Below are 26,437 nucleotides of genomic sequence, written 5' to 3' on the forward strand. Positions count from 1 at the left end.
TTGGTCGGGGCACTGAATACCATCATCACCTATGCCTTGTATCTCATGCTGTATCGGCATATCAATCCAACTGCTGCGATGGGTATCGGCTACGGGCTCACCTCGATCATGGGGTTACTGCTGAATGAGAACTGGGTCTTCAAGGCCAAACATCAGTCGCAGCTCACCAGTGTCGCACCTCGCTATTATCTCACTTATGCGTTGAGTTTGGTGCTAAGTCTCTTGCTCACGACAATCTGGAATGACTGGTGGCAATTCAACAAGACCTTGGCGCCACTCTTTAGCCTTATGGTGACCGTGCCGACCAACTTCTTGTTGAGCAAATTTGGGTGTTTAAACGAAAGGACGTGACAATCAGTGAAAAAAAACGTCGCATTGATTGGTGGCTCGTTGCTATCTTGATTCTGGCTGCCTTCTTATACGGTTGGAATATCTGGGAGGCAACGAGTGCCAATGATTATTACACGGCCGCCATTACCAGTATGATTCAAAGTTTCCACAATTTCTGGTACGGGGCTTTTGATCCGGCGGGATTTATCACCGTGGATAAACCGCCTGTCGCCTTGTGGTTCATGGCCATCTCCGCCAAATTTTGGTGTGCATGGCTGGTCAGTCGTGTTACCGTCCATTCTCTTTGGGATCGGGTCGGTTGCACTACTCTATGCCATGATCAAGCCGTACTTTGGCCCTTGGTCGGCACGATTGGCTGCGCTAGTGATGACCTTAACGCCAATTGTGGTGGCCGATTCACGGACCAACAACATGGATGCCACCTTGGTCTTCTTCCTCCTGCTCGCGGGTTATCTGCTGCTCAAAGCGGTTGACCGCCAGAAAGCGTGGATGGTGGTCGTCAGTTTCGGTCTCATCGGGGTCGCCTTCAACATCAAAATGTTACAGGCCTTCATGATTTTGCCTGCGATGTTCTTCTTCTATTGGATTGCATCACGGCAGAATTGGAAGAAAAAATCCTGACGCTGGTTATGGCCTCGGCGGCTTTAGCCGGCCTCACGTTGGCTTGGCCAGTAGCCGTGGATTCAACGGCTGCCAGTGAACGACCTTATGTCGGTAGCTCACAGACCAATTCAATGATGGAACTGGCTTTTGGCTATAACGGGACTGAACGCCTGTTAGGTCAAACAACCGGGACTGGTGGGGCCTTCCCAGGCATGGGCTCCAAATCCAAGGAAAGCACGACTGGTGGCATGCCCGCAGCCGGTGGTACCGGCGCTGAAGCAACTGCTAAGCCACAGATGGGCGGCACGCCACCGAGCGGCTTTAAGGGCAGCGGTAAGGCACCGACAAATGGTCAGGGGCCAACTGGCCAGAAGCCACCGAGCGGCACACGCCCTAGTGGTACGCCAATGAATGGCGCAACGGAAAGCACAGCAAACAAAGCAAAAGCGGGCACCCCACCGAGTGGCGCAGCTGGCATGAAGAAACCATCCGGCAAAATGGGTGGTGGTATGGGCGGTGGCAATAACGCCTTTTCAATCGGGACAGCGGGGCCATTGCGGATTCTGCAATCTGACTTAGGCCCACAAATTAGTTGGCTGTTACCGGCGGCATTGATTGGGATCATCAGTGCGTATGCGTACTTCTATGACCGCAAGCGTAAGTGGTATCAAACCAATCGCCAGCAGCAACACATCTGGTATTGGGTGGCGTGGTTGGTGCCTGTTGCTGGGTTCTTCTCAGTCGCTGGCTTCTTCCATCCTTATTACACCATCATGTTGGCACCACCAATCGCGGCCTTGGTCGGGATTGGCTTAGTCACCATGTTCAAACAATTCAAACAACAACTCACACGTTGGACAGCCTGGTTGTTACCGATTACCCTCGTAGTGACAGTCGGCTTGCAGGCTTGGTATGTCAGCATGAGTTACACCTGGCAGATGTGGCTCGTCATCGTGGCTGAGATTGTGGCACTTGGCATTCTGTTCGCCGGGCGCAAAGGTAAGGGCAAACTCGGTGTGATTGCGGCACTTGTTGCGATGCTCGCCGCACCCGCATGGTGGTCGCTGACCCCAACCCTGGCCGGTGAGTCCGCTGGGATTCCATACGCGGGACCAGCCTTGCTCCAACAAGGTGGTCAAAGTGGTGGCATTGGTAGTGGCACTGTCGATAGTGGCTTATTGAGCTACGTGACTAAGCATCAAGGCAACGCCAAGTATCTCTTTGCCACAAGTGATGCCAGCACTGCCGCTCCATATATCATCAAAACCGGTAAAGCGGTGATGGCCATCGGTGGGTTCAATGGGACCGACCCTGCCATCACGCTCAAGCAGTTCAAGGCACTGGTCAAGGCTGGTAAATTGAAGTACTTCTATGATTCCGGTAAATCCGGCAATTCAGCCATTGTGAAGTGGGTTGAAAAGAACGGTAAGAAGATCAGCAGTAGCAAGTATTCAAGCACTAAGCAGACGCAAGCAAACGGGATGCAAGGTGGATTTGGTGGTATGAGCCAAGGCACCTTGTATCAACTCAAATAAGCGAAAGGAGTCCCATTATGACAACAGATCCCTTAGTATCGATTGTGCTACCTGTCTTTAATGAAAGTGAAGGTATCGATAATACGTTAGCCGTGCTCTCAAACTATGTCCGCATTCGCCCAGAACGCTATGAGCTCATCTTCGTGGATGACGGGTCACAGGATGACACAGTCGCAAAGATTCAAGCGGCAATGGCAAAGAATAGCGCCATCCGCTTGGTTCGCTTCTCACGTAACTTCGGTCATCAACTCGCCATCACAGCGGGTATTCGGTATACGACTGGCGATGCCGTCGTGGTGATGGATGCTGATTTGCAGGACCCACCGAGTGTAATCCCAGCCATGCTCGATCAGTGGCAAAAAGGATTCTCGGTGGTTTACGGCAAGCGACGCCACCGCAGCGGTGAAACCTGGTTCAAGAAGGTGACCGCGACGACGTTCTATCGCTTGTTAGCGGCGATGACCAAGGTCGACATTCCAGTGGATACAGGTGATTTTCGCTTAATGGATCGTCAGGTGGTCGATATCTTGATGACCATGAATGAGACTGACCCTTATGTCCGCGGGATGGTGTCATGGGTGGGTTTCAAGCAGACCGCTGTACTCTATGACCGGCAGGAACGCACGGCAGGCGAATCCAAGTACCCATTGCGCAAAATGCTGAATCTCGCGATGAATGGGCTCATGAGCTTCTCAACGGCACCGCTTGCCTTGGCGAGCTGGTTGAGCGGAATTGCTTTGGGCATCAGTGTTCTGATTGTGGCTATCTCAGCATTGCTAGGTGATTTGGCGCTTGATACCTGGATTTTGAGCAGCCTGTTCTTTCTTGGCAGTGGTGGCTTCTTAATCCTAGGTATCATCGGCACTTACATCGGCCGCTTATTCAATCAATCCCGTCAGCGCCCGTTGTATATCGTGGAAGCCACGTATGGCTTTGCGCAGGCTAAGGCGACACCACAATATGTGCAGCAACGGGCAAGGATGTGAGTAAAAGAGCGTGAACCCACACGTTGGCTGTGAGCACTAACGGGACTAGCGTGATAATTGCGGGTTGTGCAATTAGCGCTAGTCTTGTTAGGCGGAACAGGCAGTGTGGGTGAACGCGTCTAGAGCGCGACAAAAGGCGGTTAAAACACGAGGATTAGCAAAATCTTTGGTGGCATCCGGTCTGTGGATTCGACAAAGATGAGCTAACCGGAGTGTTTTGCCTTTTGGAGCGCGGTTATCTCCCTGCATCTACAATAATATCGAAGAAGCTGTTGCCCGATTGTGGCACAGCTTCTTTTGTGTTTTCACTGAGTTTATGAGGTGCGTGTGATACATTTCTAAAGGAATCGTTTGGAACAGGTATTGAACCTTGCTATTTAGCGATAAACTGGGTACATTATTTTTAGAAGAGAGGGATCAATATGGCACCAAATGATGAGATTACGCGCTATCACAAGACTGAAGGCGCAAACGAAATTATGGATAAGGGTTACCTCACTGAACGGGATATGCCCGAGATGATGGCACTTCCTTGGTCAGAGCATTTGTTAGAGCAGGTCAATGATGAGTTGCGGTTGCGGAGTCTCACAGACCGTGCTGTATTGAAGAAGTTCAACTACTATATGGGAAGCGGCATTATTATTTACAATCCCAACCAGCTCACAGAAGACCAAGCCAAGCAGACATTGCAAAAGGCGCTTGGGTATCGAAAGTAGGGTAGCGTATGGCAGCAACAGTATTTGATTTACTCCGGATTGCAACAACGGATGCGGACACGTATTTCGATCGCATTGTGATCGAGAATCGAGAATTTCCAGTTAGTCATCAGGCATTTATTGAAATTACGGAAGCAGAAACATTGAGTGACGTTGAGGACTTGGGGAGTGTCGATATTCCTAACAATACGGCACACTATCTCAACATTCCGGCCAGTTTCTTTGAGGAAGAGGATCTGCTCGAATATGGCGATGAACTCACCGAGTATCACAATCTGGTAGAAGAACTCGAACAGTTATTGGAATCTGGCGTGTTGAGCGATCCGGTGCATGTTTTCAAAGTGACACAAGATGAAACATTGGTTATTAACGGCGACTTATTTGGTGAATAGACGCTGCAATTGAGGAAAAGGAGCAATGATATGACAAAAAAGCAGCGCAGTTTGCAATGGATTTTGATGGTAATTGGCGTTATTGGATTCACAATTGGGGCATGGTTGGTGCGCACCCCCACAGCTCTGGGCGAGCAAGCGATGACGGTGGGGTTCGGTATCATCACGACCCTATTATTGTGGGCATTAACGTCCGCTGACAGCTATGCCGAAACACGATTTGGCCGATTTATGCTCGATGTGTTATTTGGCATTGTGATTGTTGGGCTCTTTTATGTTTTAATTTTGGTTTGGTGATGAATGAATTTGTCTTCTGGGCACTGGCAATCATTGTTGGGCTCAGTCTGGTTCTCAGTTTCCGGCAACCATGGGGCAAAGCGCAGCACAAATTAGTGCCGAATAACAAGCGTTTTTAGTTGCGGAAAATTGTGGAAGATGTTATAAATATAAAGTAAACACGACGTAAACAACATTAGTCCGGTAGAATAGTTAATAGTGTAAGTTTTTAATCGTTCACCGAATGTACTGCTAAGCAAGGGGGGATTTACCGATGACTAATCAGTTACGACCTTTAGATTTGGCATTTGGTCAATATCTGCGAACGGTACGCAAGGAGAAAGCCTTGACGATCGTTCAAGTGGCCAGCCAATCAGGAATCACACCAGCGAGCTTGTCCCATTGGGAGAATGGCTTGTGCAAACCACAGAAACGCTCAATCAAGCGGTTGAGCCAGTTGTATGACATTGACTTGAATGCAAAGTTCAAGGAATTACAACATCAAGCACAACATCCCGATCACACTGAGGCAAATGTCGCTCAAAGTGATAAAACGAAACGAATTATTGATATCGATCAGCTGATCCACTCGGATACCGCGTTATTACACAACGGCAAACCGATCTCAACGGCAGATCGCAATGTCATCATGGCGTTCATCAGCGGCATGACTGTGAGTGCGCTGTAAACGAGCCGCACGTTTCGGCTATAAAACGAAAATAAGCAGTGACAATTCTCGAAGAGAATTGTCACTGCTTATTTTTTTGGACTTTTGTTGTAATAAACATATAAATAAAGTACAGAATGACGCCAGCAATCGCAATCACGACAAGGCGAGAGATGAAGTTGGCGACTTGCGGCATTAACCAATCGAGTATGAGAAAAAAGGCAAAGCTAGCGATGAAGAGCCATAATTTTGTTCTTTCATTTTTGGCATGTGACCATCTCCTGCAGTCCAGTAGGGTACTGAGTTGCACTGATTGTAAGCGTTAACTTAAAAAATGTCAACAAAAATACTGTGGTACCCTTCTTGTGGGGCGCCACAGCATTTTTTTCACCTATTGGACTTCTTGCACAGTGATTTTGACACTGTCTGGCACCACTTCATGTAAGGCGTTCATCATGCCGTCGAGATTACTCTTGAAGGTCAAACGCACGAAGCGGCGTGGTGACATCGTGAACAGCGCAACCACCATGTCGTTGCCATTGGGCAGACTCAGTGGGGTCAATGTGATTTCGTTGATGGCCGTGTATGGAATCACGCGCTGGAACATTCCTGTTGCGATTAGCCGTTTGCTGCCCAAGCCACCAAAGCCGGCTAGAATGGACATCAGGATGAAGATGGAAACAAAAATAATGTAGGACCAGTTGCTAATGTCCGTGGTGACAAACCATAAGACTAAGACAATGCCCCAAACCAGTTGGCTAAAGCTGTATCGCGATTGATACATGATTTGGCTCTGCCAATAGATGTAGTAGCTTGCCATGGCCATTAATACGATATCTAATGTGATTAAGAAAACACTCATCAATTTAGTCAGTCCTTTTGTGTGGGTACGGGTGGTGTGGCGTCATCATCGGGCTCAGGGTCATCATATAAGCCCGAGATGGTTTGGTACCACGCGAAGAAACGAGAAACAATAATTTTGATAACAGCAAAGCCTGGAATACCCAAGATGACGCCGAGCAGCCCGAAGAGATTGCCCGCTGTGAGCAGCACCACCACAATCGTGATTGGATGCATCTCAAGCTTACTCCCCATGACAAGGGGTGAAATCAGTTGGGTTTCAAGCAGCCATTCGATGAAGAAGACGATGATGACCGCGATGAGCATCTTCGGTGAGGTTAAAAGCCCCATGATTAGCGATGGCACCATTGCGAGTGCGGAGCCAAAATAGGGAATCAGATTCAGCGGTCCGGCAATCAAGCCGAGCACCAACGCATACTTCAAACCGATGACACTATAACCGATCATGAAGATAATCGCAACCGCCAGTGCGACGGTGAGTTGGCCTTGCACGTAAGACCCCACCTTGGTGTTCATTTCGGTGAGCATATCCCCGATAGAGGCCCGAGCTTTAGTCGGAAAAATTGGTAAGAGATTCGGCACGAACTGATCACCATCTTTTAACATGAAGAATAAGATGATGGGTGCCGTCGAAATCGTGACGACAACATTGCCGACAATTCCAATGACATTTTGAATCTGAGAGACGGTTCCGGAGAGAATTGAGGATTGCTTCCCCGAAAAGGCACTCATGATCTCTTGGCCGATGTGGTTGAGATCTTTTTGCGAGATCAGGTTTTGTTTGCTGTTGAGTTCTGTGAGCCAATCAGTGAATTGCTTCCATAGTGTTGGCCACGATTGAATGATGCTTGTGGCTTGTTGTTGGACGGCAGGCACGAATTTGAAGATTCCCCAAGCCAACAATCCAATCAAGACAATGAATAGAAGTAAAATGGCTAGCCCGCGTTTGAAGTTGAGCTTTGCTTCCATCCAATTAATAATCGGTACGGTCAGGTAAAAGAGAATTCCTGCCAGCAAGAATGGTGGTGCGACGACGCCTAAGAAGGTGACGACGGGTTCGAACACCCAAGCAATTTTTGTGAATAACAAAATCGCCAGTAGCACTAAAATCAGGTCGAACATCACGACGGCAAACTTGTTGTTCAAGAAGCGTCGATAGAACCAGGTTTTTGTTTTCCATAAATATCACCTTTCGAAGCGAATTGTGTGCGTTTCCGGTGAAGGAATACTATAATCATACCCGACTTAGGTCAAATACGCGACTTTATGAGGTGAATCAAATGGCTGATTTAGGAAGTTATGCATATGTACAACGTGTTTACAATGACAACATGCGCTTAGCAGCGTACAAGTTGCCAAAGGAATTAGCGGATGGCACACAAACACCGATTGATGATGGTTTGATCAAGCTGACATTGGTGATTGAGAATCAACGTGTGACAAAAGTGACCATCGTAACCACCAATCCACGCGCAACAGAATATATGCAGGTGTTTGAAGGCTTTGAATTCGGCTTTAACGCTGTCTCTACCTGGATTCAGAACTATGAGGAATCCACATCAACACACGGGCCTCAAAGGGCATTGTAAAGGGCATGTTGGCCGATTACAATACCACAGCCGATAATGTGTTGACCGTTTCATTGACACGTGTCTCAGGCGAACCTGCAGAATAATTTACAAATTCGTAAAAATCCCTAAAGCTACCCTTCAATTGTAAATGTTGACGATACAAAAACTTTACAATTCTCCAAAAGCGTGTATGATAGTAATCAACACCTAGTAAGAGGACAACGAAGGGAGTGACAGCAAAGATGTTACGGATTATGAAATGGTTTGTGATTACAATGGCAGTCGTGACTGCGGCGCTGTTGATGACAAACTTCGCAACCGTCGGGATTTTATTCTTGGCAGTTGATGCACTTGTAGCCGGTGTCTACACCATGCTCAAGAGTGCTTGCGACCGTCGCCAACTGCACAAGATGTCAATGATTCGCTAAGATTTACAATCGATACAAAGAGAAGCCGAAATCAAACGCATGCGTTTGGTTTCGGCTTCTTTTTGTTTGTGTGCTTGGGGATGGTGGGGTCGAAACGCGTCCAAAGGGCAAAACACTCCGGTTAGCTCATCTTTGCTGAACCCATAAACCGGCTTCTAGCAAAGATTTTGCTAATTCTCATATTTTAAACACCTTTTGTCACGCTCTAGGCTCGTTAGCGCTCGATTGCTGACCGGGAATGATCGCATTCTAAACGCGTTCGTTCGCACTGCCTGTTCCGCCTAACATGACTCACGACAATCGTCAAAAACACGATTGTTTCGCGAGTCCCGTTAGTGCTCACAGTCACCCGTGCGAACTCGCGCTCTATTGCATTTCCGGGAGTTTCACATCTGTTGCATCAATCAAATGAGTGATGTGCATGGCAACGTAACTCACACTGGCCGCAATGATTACGGGGATGACGACGAAAGCGATGATGACCGTGAAGAGGGTCGCTCCGCCGCTCAATGCGGCGAGTGGGCCGATTAAGCCGGAGATACCAAACCCGGCGCTGGCCGGTGTGCCTGTGATGCCGAATAGCGCACCCACACCACCGGACAAACCCGCTGCGATGAGAATTGGAATGAAGAGTTTGGGCTTAGACAACATATTGGCCATCTGAATTTTGGGTGAACCGATAAAATGCGCTAATGTGCCACCCACCGGATTGACGCGCGCACCCATCATAGCCAATGTGAAGCTGGCCGCCACGATGCCAAGATTGGCTGAACCGGCGCCGATACCGCCAAGACTGATCGCTGTGGCAATCCCGACGGATGAAATCGGTGAGACCACCAAGCAGCGAATGCCATACCAACAATGATGCCCATCAGAAGCGGTTGTAGCGTGGTGGCCGTGTTGATCAGCTGCCCAATCCACTGTGAAACGAGGCGGCTGTATGGTAGCGTCAAAAACCCAATTCCGCCCCCGATAACCAAAACGATGGCGGGTAGCAACAGCATTTTGAACTGGCCCAAACGATTAGCCAATAACAGGGTCAAAGCGGCACTGATGGCCAAGGTGATGCCAAGATTGATGATGTCACCGGATCCGTTGAGCAGAAAGCCCTTGGGGGTGAATGTGGCCACGCCGGCACCGACTGCACCGGCGCCAGCCATTGCGGCCGCTTCGATGAAACCGAGCTTGAAGAGGGAGGCGACAGCGAATCCAGCGAACACGGGCAGAAAGCTAGGCATCAGATTCAACATGTGGCTGATTTCGACAGCAGCCGGTGCCGTACCGAAGAGTTTGACGATGGCGCTGAAGACAGCCCCGGGAATCAATGCCACAACAATGGCTAAGCTGAGACCGTTCAAGATATTGAGGGTGAAGTTGGTCTTTGGCTTGGTGGACATGGCAGTTTTCCTTTCTGATTAGACGGTGTGCGGCGAGTCTTGTCCCTTGATGATGGCAATAGCATCATCAAGGGCAATCTGGATCATATTTTCAACAGCAATATTGGTGTAAAAAGCAATGTGTGGCGTCAATAAGACATTGGGCCGTGCCAGTGCTTCTTTGACAATCGGATCGGTGATGGTCTGGTCACTCAGATCTTTGGCAAAGAGTGGGCCTTCACCTTCTATCGTGTCCAGAGCCACAGCGGCAACGGTGTCGGCATCCATGGCCGCATAGAGTGCTGGTGTATCGATGACCGGGCCACGAGAAGCATTCACCAGCAACATACCTGGCTTCATTTGGTTGAAAACGGCTTGGTTGAGCAGATGGGTGGAACTGGCATTGAGGTCCACGTGGAGTGAGATGACATCACTTTGCGCCAGTAACTCTGGCAGGCTCACATACTCGGCCACATAGCTGACCTCGACACGTGGTGCGACATCATATACCAATACTTTGGCACCTAAGCTATGTAATAAACCGGCAAGTGTGCCTCCGATGCGCCCGGCGCCGATAATCCCGACCGTGACGGAGTGGATTTCACGTGAAACCAGGCCGTTCCATGAGAAGTCTTGGTGAGCGACTTGGCGATCAAAGTCGACGGTGTGGCGCAGTAAGCGGAAAATCTGCATGAGCGCAAATTCGGCGACCGATCGTGGTGAATAGGCGGGCACGTTGGTGACGGCCAGATCAGCATCGTTTGCAAGTGACACATCGATCACATCATAGCCGGCCGTGCGCGTGCTGATCTGCTTGAGGCCATTGTCGTGTAACTGTTGATAAAAGCTGGCGTCACCACCGATGGGTGAACGCTGTTGAATCACGATGCCGTCAACGCCTTGCGCCTCTGTGACGGTATCCGGGTGTAGCTCAGCTGTTGTGGTGAGCAGTTCAACGTCGGGGTGTGCTTCTTGATAGGCCTTGATAGCAGGTTGTTCATCGGGACGAACTGAAAATAGTTTGATTTGCATGATGATTTCTCCTTTAGTGTTTGAAGTAGGCAATGAGTTGTGTGCTTGCGGCAACAATGTTCTCATAGCTGGTCGCGTAAGAGGCGCGTAACCAACCGCGGCCGTCTTCGCCAAAAGCAATACCGGGGATGAGGCCAACTTTGGCCTTCTGGGCGATGTCGCGGACCAGATTCCAATCTTGTAAGTCGCCGACTGGGGCTTTGAACCAGAGATAGAAGGCACCACCTGGATAAGCGTAGGTGAGTCCGGCTTCTTCGATTGCCTGTAGCAAGTGATCACGGCGCTTTTTGTATTCTGCCTTCATGCCGGTGTCAATCATGTCGTTGGCGCCGGGTCCAAAGGCTTCGGTGGCTGCTGCGACGGCAGCGTTGGTTGGTGCGGTGACCAATAATTGGTGGATGACGGCCAATTGGTCGATGAGGGCTTGTGGCGCGGCGATAATCCCGATTCGGTAGCCGGTCATCGCGTGACTCTTTGACACACCATTGAACAAAATAGTTTGTTCCGGCAACAGCTTGCCCAGTGAGATGTGGGGTTGATCAAAAACCAATTCGGAATAAATCTCGTCCGCAATCACGAACAGCTCAGTCGTTTTGAGAATGGCAACCAATGCGTCCAATTCATCTTGGCTGTAAACGATACCGGTGGGATTGCCAGGTGCCGTGAGCACGATTGCTTTGGCTTGCGGATGTGTCGCAATCGCTGCCGTGAGTTGTTTTGGCGTGAGTTTGAAGTCCGACTCCGAGATATTGATGGTGACCACTCGGCCGCCCACAAACGTCACGGCCGCCGCATACAGTGGGAATGTTGGTGTGGGAATCAAGACCTCATCGCCGGGTTCCAAGATTGTTTGGAAGGTCGCATAGATAGCCTCGGTGACGCCGACTGTCGCGATGATCTCATTGGGTGTGTAGTGCGTGCCATAGCGTGTATTCAGAAATTGGCTGGCATTCGTACGCAAAGCCAGTGTCCCGTTTGAGGGGCCGTAATGGGAGTCATCTATTTCGATATCGTGCATGGCAGCCCGCTTGATGTGGTCGGGCGTATTGAAATCGGGTTCGCCGACGGTCAAATTGATGATGCCGCCGAGCTGCTTGAGTTCTTGATTGAAGGCCAGAATAGCATTGGGCTTAGCGTGGTGGAGCAAGTGATTGGTGCGAGTATCGAGCGTTGCTTTGAGTTGGGTCATGGGAGTTCCTTCTTTCTGAATTTTGGATGAGAATACAAAATACCCGTGGGCGATGGAGATAGCCCACGGGTACGCTTGACAAGCTGTGCGCGTGGGCTGGTTTTAAACCCACACGTAAACGTTCCTTACGCATAGGTTCACGTAAAGAAGAAAAACCAGATTTGTGCTGAACGATATACTTGGCTTGTCATAAGAATTACCTGCTTTCATGTAATGCTCATTATGATACAGCTTCTCATTTTATTGTCAACAACTTTTAATTAATTCCGTGAAATTGTGCGTAAAAGTCCATGAAAAACAGTGAAAACATTTGCAAAACGCTTGTTCGGTTTGGTATGCTTAGGCTAATTTAGAAATAGAAGGGGCGGTTAGTGCCATGCCGACACAAGCAAGCCAGAAACGCTGGAAAGATATCTTGGTCACGATTCATGACTCCATCGAGAATCGCGGCTATCCGCCAACCGTTCGTGAAATTGGTAAAGCGGTTGGATTGAGTTCATCGAGCACGGTTGCGGCCTATCTCGAGAAGTTAAACAACGAAGGGTTGATTGCGAAGGACCCTTCTAAGCCACGGACCTTAGAAATCACCAGTACGGGGCTCGAGTACATCGGCGTCTCAGAAGCATTGGGGATTCCAATCGTGGGGACAGTTGCTGCTGGTGTGCCAATCACAGCGATTGAGAATGTGGAAGATTACTTCCCATTACCTGATGATTTGAACTACGCGGCAGATGACTTGTTCATGCTGCGGGTTCAAGGGGAGTCCATGATCAAGATCGGGATTCTCAATGGCGATCAGATTATTGTGAAGAAGCAGTCTGAAGCAGAGAATGGTCAGATTGTGGTCGCAATGACGGAAGAGAACGAAGCTACCGTCAAGCGCTTCTTCAAGGAAGATCACCGGATTCGCTTGCATCCAGAAAACGATACAATGGCAGATATGTACTTTGATTCCGTCACCGTCTTGGGTGTCGTGGTCAGCTTGTATCGACCTGCCTTAGTCTAAACACAACAGGGTGATTGCGGTTAAACGCGGTCAGTCTGTTTTTGTATGGTATACATAATAGTGAAAGTTGGACGAGAAAAATGAAACGGATTTGGTTAGCTTTAGCAGTTGTTGTTTTGGGGTTAGCGGGTTGTGGGCAAACGCAGCAGTCGACGAATCATTCTTCACAACAGTCGCAGTCAAGTGAGCAGCAAGCGACAACAAGCAGCACTTCAACCAGTGCTGATGTGGCGGATGCGGTCAAACAGTTTACTGGCCGCAATTTTAACGTCTTACCGCGGTTGAAACAGATTCCCGTGACCTTTGTGCGGCACGTCGACGGGGATACCTCAGTTTTCCGGTTGAATGGGCATCAATTGAAGGCGCGTTATTTGTTGATTGATACGCCTGAAACCGTTAAGGCGAACACACCTGTGATGCCTTATGGGATGCAGGCCAGTAATTACACGCACAATGCATTGAACAACGCCAAACAGGTCACGATTATGTTTGATCGCGGCGATTACGCCGATAAGTATGACCGGATATTGGTCTATGTGTTTGTGGATGGCCAGCTACTACAAAAGCAGTTGGTCGAAAAGGGTCTCGCACGTGTCGCTTATGTCTTCGCACCAAGCACGACTTATCTGCAAGAGCTGAATCGTGCCCAGGCACAAGCCAAGGCCAAGCGGCTCAACATTTGGTCCAAGGATGGCTATGTCACCAATCGTGGATTTAATACGAGTCTGTATCGATAGAGTGCGACAAAAGGCGTTCAAAACATGAGGATTAGCAATATCTCGGCCAGAAGCCGGTTTGTGGCTTCGGCAAAGATGAGCTAACCGGAATGTTTTGCCTTTTGGAGCACGTCTATGGCGGAACAGACAGTGTGGTTGAGCGCGTTTAGAGCATGACCATTCCCGTTTAGCAATCGAGCACTAACAAACTTTGAGTCACATACCGGGTTTTGGTATGGACGAAAGTAGGTTAGGCGGAGATTGCTGGGGATGGGTGCGCGTTTCAACTCCCATACTAAAAAATCACGCCACTTTTCATGAAACGGGCGTGATTTTTTGTGTCGCATTGAAATTTTCAATGAATTCGATTACATGAGAGTTCCTTCTTTCATTCTTAATTAGAACCGTTATAATTAAAATGATGAGGAGGAGAACAATGACAGAAAAAGAATTTAATCATCCAGCATTTATTGCCACATTATTAACCGGGACATTCTCGATGTCGATTTCTCAGTCCGCATTGAGTACGGCTTATCCCGCATTCATGCGCAGTTTCCATTTGGGTGCGGGCACCGTTTCATGGCTGACAACAGGGTTTATGTTGGTCATGAGTCTGATGATTCCGGTCAGCCCATGGCTACTTGAAAATATTCGCTTCGATCGGCTGTTTCAACTGGTTGTTGCGACATTTGGGATTGGGACGTTATTGTGCGTGTGGGCACCCAGCTTCAGTGTGCTTATGGTCGGCCGCTTACTGGAGGCACTCGCCGTCGGGATTATTTTCCCTAGCTTTCAAACAGTACTACTGACGATTACACCTGAAACAGAGCGCGGCCACATTATGGGAATTGCGGGCCTGGTGATGGGATCGGCGTTAGCGGTCGGGCCCATCATTTCAGGGGTGTTACTGACCTGGTTCCACTGGCAGGCACTCTTTATTTTGTTCCTCATTATCAGTGTTGTGGTATTGAGCGTGTCGTTTGCGACAATCAAACCTGTGATGACCTTACATAAGAGTCAATTCGATTGGTTATCCGTGATTCTGGCCGCAAGCTTTCCCGCCTTACTCTATGTGCTGACAAGCTTAACCAAAGGCGTCACGCTCGCGCTAGGTATCATTAGCATCATTGCGATTGTGGCTGCTGTTTGGTTTGTCTATCGGCAACTGCACCAAGACAAACCGCTTTTGCAGTTACGTGTGTTTGCGACCAAAGCATTCACGCAGGCCGTCTTCTTGACCGGGATCTCTTATATCGCGTTGATTGTGACGACTATCGTGATGCCGCTGTTTTTCCAAACGCGCCTGCATGTCAGTCCACTGGTGTCGGGGTTATCCCTCGTGCCCGCTGCGGTTGGCCTCAGTTTGTTGAACCCCTATACGGGTAAAATGCTCGACAAGTTTGGCCCACGGCGCGTGGTGCTCATCGGGATGGGGCTGATTGTTGGCGGCTTTACGCTGCTGGCTATTTTGGCACCATACCTGAACCTCCTGGGTGCCATTTTGCTCGCGATGGTGACGGAAGCTGGTAATGCCTTTGTCATGATGCCAGCTGTCACGACGGGTGCCAATGCACTGCCTGAAAACTTGTTAGCGGATGGGACGGCGGTGACCACCACAATGCGTCAATTGTTGGGTTCAGCTGGGGTCGTACTGGCGACATTCAGCTTACAGCAGTGGCAATCACTCACCCAGAATCAAGCACTCAGTTTTCAGCTCACGTTCGCGATTTTGCAGTGATTGGGCTGATTGGATTGATTCTCGGATTGCGGCTCCCCCTGAAGGCAAAAGCATAATTGGACGACAACTAAAATAGCGTCTGTGACAAAGCCGATTGAGGTTTGTCGCAGGCGCTATTTGTGTGGTGAATTAGTGGATGAATTGTAGCATTGTCATTACGACTGGAATCATAACCATGGCGGCTAAGGTGGTTTCTGTCACGGTGATCGCAGCTGTATCGGCATCCGCCCCGTATAACTTGGCCACAACGGGCGCGTTGGTCATCACGGGCATGGCGGATTGCAGAATGAAGACTTGTTTCATCAGGAGTGGCACATCGGCAAAGTAGACCAGTGCGACCATGACCAGGGGTGCGAGCACGAACCGACCCAGCAGAATGGCCCAGGTTTCCTTGTTGAGTTTCAAGTGGCTGAGGCCGGCTTGGTACATTGCGATTCCGATGAAGAACATCGAACCAGGAATGGTCAGACCACCAATATAGTTAAGGTCAGCCATCAAGAAGTTGGGAAGTTGGATGTGTAATAACACCAGCACGACCCCAACCATGAAGCCTAGTAGTGGCGGTGAGAAGATTTTGCCCAGCGCTTGTTTGAAATCAAAGTGTGCCGGCTTAGGGCCGTCACCTTGAATCAGATACACACCGATTGTCCAAAAAATAGTCGTGTTGGCCATGTAATAGACCAGCACATAGGGCAGGCTCTTGGCGCCGAACAAGGCGAGATTGACGGGCAGACCAATGAAGACGGTGTTTGAATTGAAAAACATCGATTTGAACAACCCGCGACGGCCTTTTGGCACCGCTAATGCCGCACAGACACCAAACGAAATCCCAAATAGAATCGCCATTGAGAGCACGGGAAACCGTAAATCAGGTAGCAGTTGCATCAATTCTTTTGCGGTGAATTTCTGGGTGATGGTCACTACCATGTAAGCGGGTAGGGCAATCTGGGTGACGATTTTGGCAATCAAGGTGCCGCTGTGGTCGTTAAACCAGCCCTTGGCACTCAGCCAGTAACCCAGAATAATCAGAATGAGAATTTCACAAACACCAAAACACTTGCAATAAAAGCAGTCAAAACAATACTTCTTTCTAATTTGAATTAGCGCGGCCGAGCCAACTTGAAACTCGTTCCAAGTGGCGCATAAGTAGGCCCGCTGAGTCGTGCAATCGGATCTAACGCGGTGGCATTGACATAGAGGTGTTCCGAGTCGAGCACCTCATCTGCAAAATGAAACGTTTGTACTTGTAGCACGAACAGATCGGTCATGATCTCGCCATCAGGCCCCGTAATCGGGACGTATTGATACAGCGTGCTCTCAAGACGAATCTTCGCGGCAACCAGTCCGGGCACACGGACACTGTCACTCGCCACCGTCGGCAAGTCGAGTGTTTGGACTTCGCTGACGGTCGCGTCGAGCGTGGCTGCGCTCTGATTCATGGGCACGACCAAATCACGCGAGACCATGTGAATCACGGCTTCCTCGTTGGCCAAAAGATTGGCCGCGGTGTCCTTAGGCTGATTGTTGTGGCGTAGAATCGCGACAGATAACAGGGGCAGCTGATTACTGAGTCCCGTGAAAAAAGAAAACGGTGCGAGATTGACGGTTTGTTGATCAGCACTCAGGGTCGTCATCCACGCAATGGGGCGTGGAATGATACTGCCAGAGAGCAATTTGTACTGAACTTGCTTAGATAAGCTTGCCGCAGCTAGTGTTTTCATAAAAGTCCTCCAACTTTGTCAGTTTAGCGCAAAAATCTGGGAATGAAAAGTATCGGGTGGGGCCACCGTGCTATTTTCAGAATATGATAGTAGCTATTGGCGCACAAAAATAGGGCTGCAACAAAACCGATTTGGTTTCGTTTGCAGCCCCTAATTTTTGCTGAGTTATCGCTTGTTACATGTTAGCCTTGCACACTACCATCACCCGTGACGGTAACTTGCTTGCTGGCGCCCGTTTCACGATTGCGCACAGTGAAAATGAATCCTGAGGCATCGCTGGTCATCCCCGATTGCTCGGAACTGTATTGGGCGGCTGGATACTGCTGTAACAGAATCGCATAGGCCTGATCGACATATTTGATTTTGCCAGTACCGACATTGGCAGCGATGTTCTGTGATGCGCCATTATAGTCAGGAACCAGAATTGGAATGACAGAGTCGCCACCCTTATTGGCCGATTCGACGATGGCAGCTGAAATTTGGCTGTCGGTCCACTGTTGATCATTCACGCCAATCGATTGTAGCTGCGCCCGCGCTGCGGCAATTTGATCCGCGCTTGGGGTATAGCCGTCGGTGGTGCTACTTGAACTGCTTGAGACACTCGAGCTACTTTCAGCACTGCTTGCTGAACTTTCGCTGGCAGTGGATTCACTACTCATCGATTCTGACTCTGAGCTACTCGATGAGGCGTTCGTCATGCTGACGAGCTCCTGATCTTTGGCGTAGCTCACCACACTAGGCACCGTTTGATCGGAGTTCTTGAGTGGCAAGCGGCTCTTCAGATAATAGTAGGTGTCTGGGGTGGTGCCATCGAGTGTGATTCGCGTGTTCAACACGTCTTGCATGGACTCAGGGAAGTCCGCCGAATCACTGGCATCACCGTATTTTTAATTGAGTTGGGGGTCTTATCATCGTAAGCCGTGAGATTAGCATAACCATAAACAATGGCACTGTCGCTGGTTAATTTGAGTTGTTTCGTACTTTGAGTGAAATGACCGGAATCGGTAATCACCATAGGCGTGGTATCGCGATCAAACATCATCAAGCGTTTGTAAGTGTGATTCTTACCCAGCTTAACCCAGACGGATAATCGCCGCAGGTTACCGGTTTGGTCGGCCGCGCTACCGCTAGCGGTGTAAGTCCGTAGCTGCAGTGTGGCAGGCTGAGAGGAACTGCTGGCAGATTCTTCAACGGGGCCGTTCACATTGGGTCCCTTGCGAATCAAAAGATAGCCACCAATGACGATGATGAGAACCAAACCGATAATGAGGCCGATCCGCCAACCTTTTCGATGCGTGCGTTGCTGTCGATGCATAAATGAACTCCTTTTTAGGTCAACCTTTGTGGGACATAAATAATGCTATCCATTATACCGAAAATCCGGTATGAGGTGGGAAAACTTGCTGAACGTTTAGCAAATTTTAATCAAGCGTGATGAGCTGTTGGAGCGGTATATCGAAGGATTCTACGCCCCATTCGGCGGTATCAAATAACTGCACTGGCGCCACCAATGAGACGGTGTGACCTGGATACTGTGCTAAGAAGCGATCATAGTAACCACCGCCAAAGCCCACTCGATAGTGGCTATCGCGCGCAAAGGCGATGCCAGGGACAATGACTAAGTCGACGCTTTGGTTCTGTAGGGCCGCTTCATAGGCGGGCTCGGGAATCCCAAAGGCGCTCGTGATGCGCTGTTCCGGCCCGGGATCAGGCAGAAAAGCCATTTGGCGATGGGGCATTGTTTTGGGTAAATAGACTTGCTTACCCGCTGCTTGGGCGGCCGCAATCAGTGGTTCGGTTGCCACTTCAATGGGACTACTGACGGTGGTGGCAATCGTGCGTGCTTGTTGCCACACATCACTTTGAACAAGCTTGTCCAGTAATGCAGCGCTGGCTTCGGCGGTTTCGAGTTGGTGGGCGGTCAGACGGTCGATTTGGGCATTTCTAAAGTCGCGTTTATTCAAGGCAATTCCTCCGTAGTATCAGCTAGTGCGCGTTTGTCAGTGCGTCTTTGAGCACGACGGCCTGATTGTTGTGTTCATCTTTAGCGCCATAGAGCAAAATAATTGGCTGTGATTGTGTCTGCAAGGTGTCACGAAAGGCAGGCCAATCTGGGTTGGTACTGAGCTCAGCGAGGTAACGCTGTTTGAATTCAGTGAATTTTTCAGGATCATGATTAAACCACTTGCGCAATTCGGTACTGGGTGCGATTGTTTTGGCCCATAAATCCAAATGGGCATCGACTTTCTTGATGCCGCGGGGCCAGACACGATCGACAAGCACACGAAAACCGGCTTGCTGCGGCTGTGCATAGATGCGTTCCATCAATAATTGCATGTTATCACTTCAATCTTAAAATTTGCTTCTCTCTCATAGTAACGCGGAAGTTTGGCGCGGTGCAAATCGGAGCGGTGTGCATGTCGTAATAATCATAAAATAGCGCAGTGACAAAACCATTTAGTTTTGTCACTGCGCTAATATAAACGCGCTCCCACCACCAACAATCTCCGTCTAACTCACTTTTCGCTGTGGCGAATCCCGCCACGTCGCTCAAAGCCCGTTAGTACTCGATTGCTGACCGGTGCTGGTCGCGCTCTAAACGCGTCATTCACACTGTCTGTTCCGTCTAACCCAACCAACGCCAATTGCACAAACCGCAATTATAGCGCTGGTTCCGTTAGTACTCACAGCCAATACGTGTGAATTCACGCTCTAACCAATACTTGGGACAATACCAACCAGACCCAGAATCAGATAGATATTCAAGATTGTTAAGATAATCGACACAGTCCAGGCCGTGTATTTGACCCACGCCGCGCTAGTGAATTCGCCCATAATATCTTTGCGACTGGCAAAAATTGTCAGTGGGAAGATTGAGAATGGTAAGGCGATACTCAAGAAGACCTGTGAGAATGTCAGCAGTTCTTCATTTTGCTTCATTGTCTTTGAACATGATGGCAAAATCAAGACAGGAATCACACTCAGTAATCGTGTGATGACCCGCCGTGCCCAGAGTGGCATCTTCATGTGGATAAAGCCTTCCATCACGATTTGACCTGAAAGAGTCCCGGTGATGGTTGAATTCTGACCGGATGCCAACAAGGCAACGGCGAACAACATGGAGAGCACAGGCTTGCGATAGAGCCGGCAATGTCCTTATTTTGTAATGCGAAGTATAAATCTTGGAAACGACCCAAGTTTGAGGCGTGCCCATAGAACAGCGCTGCCCCTAAGACCAAGAGTAAGCAGTTAACCACGAATGCGATTGATAATTGAATGTTGGAATCAATCACGGTGAACTTCAAAGCCTTGCGTAACTTCTTAGGGTCGTTGCGGTCATATTTGCGCGCTTGTGCAATTGAGGAATGTAGGTAAAGGTTGTGGGGCATAACAGTAGCCCCAACAATCCCCAATGCTAAGTACAACATGCCTTTGTTGGTGATGATATCTGTGTGTGGGACAAAGCCCGCAAACATTTCGCCAACGTTTGGTTTTGCCAGAATCACTTGATATAAGAAGACGAAGAGAATGACGGCAACCAAGGTCGCAACAATCGCTTCAATCTTTCTAAAGCCGAGTTTCATCAATAATAAGAGCAAGAAGACATCAAAAGCAGTGATAAAAATCCCGGCGACAAGTGGAATGTGGAACAGCAACATTAAGGCAATCCCAGATCCAATGATTTCAGCGATATCTGTTGCCATAATCGCCAACTCAGTGATGATCCAGAGAACGAATCCACCGGCCTTATTGGTGTGGTCTCGTGTGAGTTGCGCCAAATCCTTACCTGTGACCATCCCAACCCGAGCGGACATTGCTTGAAGCAACATCGCAATCAGACTGGAAATCAAAATCACGGATAACAGCGCGTACTTATACGACGCCCCACCAGTAATACTTGTGACCCAGTTACCTGGATCCATGTAACCCACGGCAACGAGTGCCCCAGGTCCAGAGTAGGCAAGCAATGTTTTCCAGAAGCCAGCGTTTTCTGGCACATCAACACTGTTATTGATTTCTGAAAGCGACTCCCCATCTGCGTAGTGAATAAACTTTTCATGGCCCTTTTTGGTCATATCTTCAGGGCGCAAATTCTGTTTGTGCTTTTCATCCATATGGTTTCCCTCTTTCTGTGTCAGCCGTACAGCCAACCTAACTTGTTAGGTACTCCTAAACCCCTTACATATTGTAGCTTTTTCAAATAAATTGGGCAACTGTTTTCGCCTATTCGCGGCATTATTTTCCACCATATCAAAATAATTATGAAAACAGCAGATAAGGTGCGCGGGGTGTTCAAACTTTCGTATAATGGAAAAGAGGTGAGTCAGCATGCAAACGCAGTGGTATTTTGATCAAGGGGAACTCAAAGAAGCAACGGATACGGCCAATTGTCAGTGGCTAGCCATCACGGCACCGACCGACAGCGAAATGGCTGCTTTAGAAACAACCTATCATCTTTCTAAGAGCCAACTAGCGGCGGCGCTCGATCAGCGTGAGAATCCGCGGGTTGAGATTGGCCTGCATGTGGAAGATCCAGCGATGGTGATTTTGCGCTACCCCGTGCAGACCCACAGTGCGATGGGGTATCGTCAGTATCAAACATTGCCATTGGCGCTCTTTGTGCTGGATAAACAAATCATTACCATCACACAGGAACCATTGCCGCTGGAAGAATATTTGGGCAATCACTTGATTCAAACTTTTGCGCCAGAAACCTTTCTGCTGAAACTACTCTGGGTCACGCTGCATCAATTTGTGGAAGACATGGATCGCTTGAACAATGAAATTGACAGCATGGAAGGCTCGCTCGGACATGCCGCCAAGAATACCCAACTTTATCAAATCATGGCGATGCAAAAGAGCCTGATTTTCTTTGATGATGCGTTGGGGCACTCAGAGCAGCTGCTCTCGATTCTGCACGATGGGCCTAAGTTCTTTAATACACCCGAATCAGCCAATAATCTGCACGATGTGACAGTCGAGGTTGAACAGGCGCAGAGTATGGTGCGCACAGGGAGTAAAGTGCTCGAGCAATACAATACTGCCGTCAGTTCGGTGATCTCGAATAACCTGAATTTGATTATGAAGGTGCTCACGTCAATCACGATTATTCTGACGATTCCAACCATTGTCGGCGGGATTTATGGGATGAACGTGCGCTTACCGTTCGCGCATGCTTACAATGCGTTTTGGTGGCTGATGCTGATCACGGCGGTTGCTTGTGCACTGGTCGCATGGTGGCTGAAGCGACACGATTATTTCTAGAGCGCGACCAGCACTGGTCAGCAATCGAACACTAACGGGACTCACGAAGCAATCATAGGTTTGATGATTGTTGCGAGTCTGGTTAGGCGGAGCAGGCAGTGTGTGTAAGCGCGTTTAGCTTGCGTACATAAACACAAAAGAGGTCGTTTCCCGAGTCACAGGACTCTGAAGACGACCTCTTTAGTTTGTAAGAATACTTTTTTCTATTTATTGCTGACACTCAGCAGGACACGAATCAATTCTTCTTGGGACGCTGATAGGCGCGTGCCTTTTTTGTAAACAACCGAAATCTGAAATGCGGGTTGGTTGTTGCCGAGTAATGGTCGCGTTATCAGATGGTCCTCTGGTGTGATGGCGAGACGGGCCAAGAAACTGATGCCGACGTGTTCGCCGACCATTTTCTTCAGCAAGCCAACATCACTTGAGCGATATACGACTTGGGGGCTGGCGACACTTTGGCGTTCGAACCATTCAAAGGCCTTGGCGTGCACGAATCCTTCCGCTAACAGAATAAAACTTCTCGTTACCCAGTTGATTAAAGCTGAGTTCCGGTTGTTGGGCTAGCGGATGATCGGGTGGCAAGACAATGCTGAACGGGGATTGGGTGACGGGCAAGACTTCGAGATCTTCTTCGACAAGCGGGCCGCTCGATCCGAGCAACGCGATATCGAGATGGCCGGTGCGAATCTCCTGCAACAAATCGGCCGATCCGGCTTCTTTGGTATCGAGCCGATCCATGAGCCCGGTACGCACTAACTCGCTCGCCATCTGTGGAAAATAATAATTACCGATAATCGGCGGTAGGCCAAAGCGGATTGCGCTACCCTTGATTTCGTGGGCGGCCAGTGTCAGTTCCTGATTAATGATTTGTGCGTGGTGATAGAGCTGTTCACCTGCGGGCGTGAGCTGTAATTCTTGATGGCTCTGATCTCGCAGCATGAGTTGGACATTGAAGTATGTTTCGAGTCGTTTGAGCGCCATCGTGATTGTCGGCTGGGTTACACCGAACTCACGGGCGACTTGGGAAAGTTTTTGATTCTGCAAGTTGCGCAAAATACTGTAAATCACGAGTGTTCATATAAGGGGCCTCCGAGACGTCATATAAAGAAAGTTTATCACAATCCCCGGGTTTGACTATAAGTTTTGAGCGGGATTATAGTGACACATGTTGAAAGCAAGATAAAAAATATTTAAGAATTCATAGGGGGAAATCACATGACAATGACACCAGAACAATTGTTGCATAACCCATTTTTGAACAAGGGTACTGCCTTTACTGCTGAAGAACGTAAGGCTTATGGCCTTGAAGGCTTATTGCCACCTGCTGTCCAAACTTTGGACCAACAAGTTAAGCAAGCTTACGCACAATACCAAAGCAAGGTTGATGATCTGCAAAAGCGGATGTTCTTAATGGAAATCTTCAACACCAACCACGTGTTGTTCTATAAGTTATTCTCCGAACACATTGCGGAATTCATGCCTGTTGTCTACGATCCAACCATCGCTGACACAATTGAAAACTATAGCGCATTATTCGTTGAACCACAAAACGCAACTTACTTGTCTATCGATGATCCAGATAGCATGGAAGCCGCACTTAAGCACAGTGCTGCTGGCCGCGACATTCGTTTGATTGTTGTGACAGATGCTGAAGGGATTCTTGGTATCGGTGACTGGGGTACACAAGGTGTTGATATCGCTGTTGGTAAGTTGATGGTTTATACCGCAGCTGCTGGGATTGACCCAAGCCAAGTCTTACCTGTTGTGCTCGATGCCGGGACCAACAACAAGGAACTGTTAGACGATGACCTTTACTTGGGTAATCGTCACGAACGGATTTACGGTGCACAATATGATGCCTTCGTTGATCAATTCGTTGAAACTGCTGAAAAGTTATTCCCTAAGTTATACCTTCACTTTGAAGACTTTGGCCGCAGCAATGCCGCTAACATCTTGAACCGTTACAAGGACAAGATCACAACCTTCAATGATGATATTCAAGGAACAGGGATCATCGTGCTTGCTGGTTTACTCGGTGCCATGAACATCACCAAGCAAAACATGACTGACCAAACTTACTTGAGCTTTGGTGCTGGTACTGCCGGCGCTGGGATCACAAGCCGGATCTATGAAGAATTCATTCAAGAAGGCATGGACCCAGAAGAAGCTAAGAAGCACTTCTACATGGTTGATAAGCAAGGTCTGTTGTTCGATGACATGACTGACTTAACACCAGAACAAAAGCCATTCGCACGTAAGCGCAGTGAATTCGCCAACGCTGACGAACTCACCAACCTTGAAGCTGTTGTGAAGGCTATCCACCCAACAATCTTAGTTGGGACATCAACCCAACCTGGTTCATTCACAGAATCAATCGTGAAGGAAATGGCTGCTCACACAGAACGTCCAATTATCTTCCCATTGTCTAACCCAACTAAGTTAGCCGAAGCAAAGGCTGAAGACTTGTTGACATGGACTGATGGTAAGGCATTAGTTGCCACAGGTATTCCTGCTGCACCTGTTGAATTGAACGGTGTGACTTACGAAATTGGTCAAGCTAACAACGCCTTGGTTTACCCAGGTCTTGGTTTAGGAACGATTGCATCAACTGCATCACTCTTAAGCGATAGCATGATCTCTGCTGCTGCACACAGTCTTGGTGGGATTGTTGATCCTAGCCAACCAGGTGCTGCTGTATTGCCACCTGTCACAAAGCTTGATGCCTTCAGTCAGACAGTTGCATTGGCTGTTGCTAAGCAAGCTATTGCTGATGGTTTGAACAAGGACAACATTGCGAATGTTGAACAAGCTGTTGCCGACATGAAGTGGGTACCAGAATATAAAGATTTAGATGTAACAGTTGACAAGGAGGGGTAACTTTTGACAGCTTTAGCAACGTCAATTCAAAGCATTTTGACCATCGTTGTCATCATTGCTTTAGGGTATATTTTACAGAAAAAGGGTTGGTTTGACGAAAAGTTTGGGGGAACAATTTCAACCTTACTGATGAAGGTCGCTTTACCTGCGTCCATCTTCATCTCCGTTCTTAAGCGACTGACCTTAGATAAGTTGATCAGCTTATCATCAGGACTTGTGTATGGCTTTGGTGCCGTAATTATCGGTTACATCGTCGCATTCTTCCTGGTTTGGGCTTTGAAGGTTCGTCCAGGCCGTCGTGGGACGTTCATCAATATGTTCGTTAATGCCAACACCATTTTCATCGGCTTGCCATTGAACATGGCGCTCTTCGGTGACAAGGCTGTGCCATACTTCCTGATGTACTACGTGGTTAACACTGTTTCCACATGGACATTAGGTGCCTTCCTGATGTCTTGGGATGATCCTACCAAGCAAGACACAGATGGCAAGCAAGCCTTTAACTGGAAGAAGTTATTGCCACCACCACTGTTGGGCTTCTTAGTTGCCCTGGTTGTCTTGTTGTTACGGATTCCGTTCATCAACGTCAGCTGGTTAAGCTTTGCCGTTAACAGCTTGGATTACGTTGGTAGCTTAGTGACACCATTGTCATTAATTTACATCGGGATTATCTTAGCTAAGGCTGGCTTTGGTGCTATCAAGTTTGACCGCGACAGTATCGTTGCCTTGTTAGGACGTTTCGTTCTGGCACCAGCGATCATCGCTACCCTGATCATTCTTGGGGGCAAGGCAGGCTTTGGCATGCCAAGTCTTGAAGCTCAGACATTGATTGTCCAAGCTTCAGCACCAGGTCTTGCTGTGTTACCAATCTTAGCTACTGAGGCCATGGTGACGTGGAATACGCAACTAACGTGGTTACCTTATCAACTGTGCTCTTCGCGGTTGTGGTACCTATTATCATGTTGTTGATCCAAGGTATCTAATAATTAGAGTGCGAACCCACACGTTTTGGCTGTGAGCACTAACGGAGACTAGCGCTACAATTGCGATTTGTGCAATTGGCGCTAGTTTTTGTTAGGCGGAGATTGTTGGGGATTGGAACGCGTTTAGTCAAAAAAGAGCTACGACATA

Annotated in this window: 23 protein-coding genes and 7 pseudogenes; 15 read left to right on the forward strand and 15 right to left on the reverse strand. The window is 48.7% G+C overall.

Annotated elements, in window-relative coordinates; genetic code table 11:
• The 7 genes and pseudogenes from JCM17471_RS13865 to JCM17471_RS02455 form a co-directional block, all read left to right on the forward strand.
• Positions 1-365, forward strand: a pseudogene (locus tag JCM17471_RS13865) (GtrA family protein); the annotation flags it as partial.
• Positions 354-2,489, forward strand: a pseudogene (locus JCM17471_RS02430) (ArnT family glycosyltransferase). The pseudogenes JCM17471_RS13865 and JCM17471_RS02430, both read left to right, overlap by 12 nt.
• Positions 2,490-2,506: 17 nt before the next feature.
• The gene (locus JCM17471_RS02435; protein ID WP_054776672.1) at positions 2,507-3,475 is read left to right on the forward strand and encodes a glycosyltransferase family 2 protein; all 969 of its coding nucleotides are present in this window, start codon (positions 2,507-2,509) and stop codon (positions 3,473-3,475) included.
• Positions 3,476-3,897: 422 nt separating this feature from the next.
• Positions 3,898-4,191, forward strand: coding sequence for a hypothetical protein (locus JCM17471_RS02440; RefSeq protein ID WP_054776673.1), 294 nt, complete (start codon positions 3,898-3,900; stop codon positions 4,189-4,191).
• 8 nt (positions 4,192-4,199) lie between these two features.
• Positions 4,200-4,583, forward strand: a complete 384-nt coding sequence (locus JCM17471_RS02445) for a hypothetical protein (RefSeq protein ID WP_054776674.1) — start codon at positions 4,200-4,202, stop codon at positions 4,581-4,583.
• 30 nt (positions 4,584-4,613) lie between these two features.
• Entirely contained in the window at positions 4,614-4,880 is a 267-nt protein-coding gene (locus tag JCM17471_RS02450; protein WP_054776675.1) for a hypothetical protein, read from the forward strand.
• 253 nt (positions 4,881-5,133) lie between these two features.
• A complete protein-coding gene (locus JCM17471_RS02455) occupies positions 5,134-5,547 on the forward strand; it encodes a helix-turn-helix domain-containing protein (protein ID WP_054776676.1) in 414 nt (137 codons plus the stop codon).
• A gap of 370 nt (positions 5,548-5,917) precedes the next feature.
• Here the strand turns inward: JCM17471_RS02455 and JCM17471_RS02460 are convergent, their stop codons facing one another.
• Positions 5,918-6,388, reverse strand: a complete 471-nt coding sequence (locus tag JCM17471_RS02460) for a hypothetical protein (protein WP_054776691.1) — start codon at positions 6,386-6,388, stop codon at positions 5,918-5,920.
• 8 nt (positions 6,389-6,396) lie between these two features.
• Positions 6,397-7,509: an AI-2E family transporter gene (locus JCM17471_RS02465; RefSeq protein ID WP_054776692.1), complete on the reverse strand. Its 1,113-nt coding sequence runs from the start codon at positions 7,507-7,509 to the stop codon at positions 6,397-6,399.
• Between the two features lie 158 nt (positions 7,510-7,667).
• On the opposite strand from JCM17471_RS02465, the pseudogene JCM17471_RS02470 reads away from it, so the two are divergent.
• Together JCM17471_RS02470 and JCM17471_RS02475 are read left to right on the forward strand one after the other, a co-directional pair.
• Positions 7,668-8,062 (forward strand): annotated as a pseudogene (locus tag JCM17471_RS02470) (hypothetical protein).
• A gap of 138 nt (positions 8,063-8,200) precedes the next feature.
• On the forward strand, positions 8,201-8,386 hold the full coding sequence (locus tag JCM17471_RS02475) for a hypothetical protein (protein ID WP_162208335.1): 186 nt from the start codon (positions 8,201-8,203) through the stop codon (positions 8,384-8,386).
• A gap of 366 nt (positions 8,387-8,752) precedes the next feature.
• On the opposite strand, the pseudogene JCM17471_RS02480 reads toward JCM17471_RS02475, so the two are convergent.
• From JCM17471_RS02480 to JCM17471_RS02490, 3 genes and pseudogenes are all read right to left on the reverse strand, one after another.
• Positions 8,753-9,783 (reverse strand): annotated as a pseudogene (locus JCM17471_RS02480) (PTS sugar transporter subunit IIC).
• Positions 9,784-9,801: 18 nt separating this feature from the next.
• A complete protein-coding gene (locus tag JCM17471_RS02485; protein WP_054776693.1) occupies positions 9,802-10,797 on the reverse strand; it encodes a D-2-hydroxyacid dehydrogenase in 996 nt (331 codons plus the stop codon).
• 10 nt (positions 10,798-10,807) lie between these two features.
• On the reverse strand, positions 10,808-11,983 hold the full coding sequence (locus JCM17471_RS02490; RefSeq protein ID WP_054776678.1) for an aminotransferase class I/II-fold pyridoxal phosphate-dependent enzyme: 1,176 nt from the start codon (positions 11,981-11,983) through the stop codon (positions 10,808-10,810).
• A gap of 376 nt (positions 11,984-12,359) precedes the next feature.
• Between JCM17471_RS02490 and lexA the strand changes: the two genes are divergently transcribed.
• The 3 genes and pseudogenes from lexA to JCM17471_RS02505 all read left to right on the forward strand — a co-directional run bounded on the left by lexA (position 12,360) and on the right by JCM17471_RS02505 (position 15,499).
• Complete coding sequence (gene lexA / locus JCM17471_RS02495) at positions 12,360-12,989, forward strand: transcriptional repressor LexA (RefSeq protein ID WP_054776679.1); 630 nt, start codon at positions 12,360-12,362, stop codon at positions 12,987-12,989.
• An 80-nt stretch (positions 12,990-13,069) separates the two neighbouring features.
• Positions 13,070-13,726, forward strand: coding sequence for a thermonuclease family protein (locus JCM17471_RS02500; RefSeq protein WP_054776680.1), 657 nt, complete (start codon positions 13,070-13,072; stop codon positions 13,724-13,726).
• 415 nt (positions 13,727-14,141) lie between these two features.
• Positions 14,142-15,499, forward strand: a pseudogene (locus tag JCM17471_RS02505) (MFS transporter).
• Positions 15,500-15,572: 73 nt separating this feature from the next.
• Here JCM17471_RS02505 and JCM17471_RS02510 read toward each other — a convergent pair.
• From JCM17471_RS02510 to JCM17471_RS02540, 8 genes and pseudogenes are all read right to left on the reverse strand, one after another.
• Positions 15,573-16,519: pseudogene (locus JCM17471_RS02510) on the reverse strand (AEC family transporter).
• Between the two features lie 24 nt (positions 16,520-16,543).
• Positions 16,544-17,164 carry a flavin reductase family protein gene (locus JCM17471_RS02515; RefSeq protein ID WP_054776682.1) on the reverse strand — a complete coding sequence of 207 codons (621 nt, stop codon included), beginning with the start codon at positions 17,162-17,164 and terminating at the stop codon, positions 16,544-16,546.
• A gap of 182 nt (positions 17,165-17,346) precedes the next feature.
• Complete coding sequence (locus tag JCM17471_RS14610) at positions 17,347-18,009, reverse strand: hypothetical protein (protein ID WP_054776683.1); 663 nt, start codon at positions 18,007-18,009, stop codon at positions 17,347-17,349.
• Positions 17,994-18,479: a hypothetical protein gene (locus tag JCM17471_RS02525; protein WP_054776684.1), complete on the reverse strand. Its 486-nt coding sequence runs from the start codon at positions 18,477-18,479 to the stop codon at positions 17,994-17,996. Before JCM17471_RS02525 ends, JCM17471_RS14610 begins: the two co-directional genes overlap by 16 nt.
• A 106-nt stretch (positions 18,480-18,585) precedes the next feature.
• Positions 18,586-19,128, reverse strand: a complete 543-nt coding sequence (locus JCM17471_RS02530; RefSeq protein WP_054776685.1) for a 5-formyltetrahydrofolate cyclo-ligase — start codon at positions 19,126-19,128, stop codon at positions 18,586-18,588.
• A 22-nt stretch (positions 19,129-19,150) separates the two neighbouring features.
• Positions 19,151-19,501, reverse strand: coding sequence for a DUF488 domain-containing protein (locus JCM17471_RS02535; RefSeq protein WP_054776686.1), 351 nt, complete (start codon positions 19,499-19,501; stop codon positions 19,151-19,153).
• Between the two features lie 375 nt (positions 19,502-19,876).
• The gene (locus tag JCM17471_RS16735) at positions 19,877-20,284 is read right to left on the reverse strand and encodes a divalent metal cation transporter (protein WP_439646739.1); all 408 of its coding nucleotides are present in this window, start codon (positions 20,282-20,284) and stop codon (positions 19,877-19,879) included.
• Positions 20,209-21,279, reverse strand: a complete 1,071-nt coding sequence (locus JCM17471_RS02540) for an Nramp family divalent metal transporter (RefSeq protein WP_439646740.1) — start codon at positions 21,277-21,279, stop codon at positions 20,209-20,211. The genes JCM17471_RS16735 and JCM17471_RS02540 overlap by 76 nt, the downstream gene beginning before the upstream one ends.
• A gap of 214 nt (positions 21,280-21,493) precedes the next feature.
• On the opposite strand from JCM17471_RS02540, the gene JCM17471_RS02545 reads away from it, so the two are divergent.
• Positions 21,494-22,429 (forward strand): magnesium transporter CorA family protein, encoded by a 936-nt coding sequence (locus JCM17471_RS02545; RefSeq protein ID WP_054776687.1) that lies wholly within the window; start codon positions 21,494-21,496, stop codon positions 22,427-22,429.
• A gap of 203 nt (positions 22,430-22,632) precedes the next feature.
• Here the strand turns inward: JCM17471_RS02545 and JCM17471_RS15800 are convergent, their stop codons facing one another.
• Complete coding sequence (locus tag JCM17471_RS15800) at positions 22,633-22,920, reverse strand: LysR substrate-binding domain-containing protein (RefSeq protein WP_263849390.1); 288 nt, start codon at positions 22,918-22,920, stop codon at positions 22,633-22,635.
• Positions 22,901-23,497, reverse strand: a complete 597-nt coding sequence (locus JCM17471_RS02550) for a LysR family transcriptional regulator (protein ID WP_263849391.1) — start codon at positions 23,495-23,497, stop codon at positions 22,901-22,903. The genes JCM17471_RS15800 and JCM17471_RS02550 overlap by 20 nt, the downstream gene beginning before the upstream one ends.
• 147 nt (positions 23,498-23,644) lie before the next feature.
• Between JCM17471_RS02550 and JCM17471_RS02555 the strand changes: the two genes are divergently transcribed.
• Complete coding sequence (locus tag JCM17471_RS02555; RefSeq protein WP_054776688.1) at positions 23,645-25,306, forward strand: malolactic enzyme; 1,662 nt, start codon at positions 23,645-23,647, stop codon at positions 25,304-25,306.
• Positions 25,307-25,309: 3 nt separating this feature from the next.
• Positions 25,310-26,289: pseudogene (locus tag JCM17471_RS02560) on the forward strand (AEC family transporter).
• Positions 26,290-26,437: the final 148 nt, after the last annotated feature.

The organism is Lacticaseibacillus saniviri JCM 17471 = DSM 24301, assembly GCF_001311785.1.
In the GTDB taxonomy this organism is placed as follows: domain Bacteria; phylum Bacillota; class Bacilli; order Lactobacillales; family Lactobacillaceae; genus Lacticaseibacillus; species Lacticaseibacillus saniviri.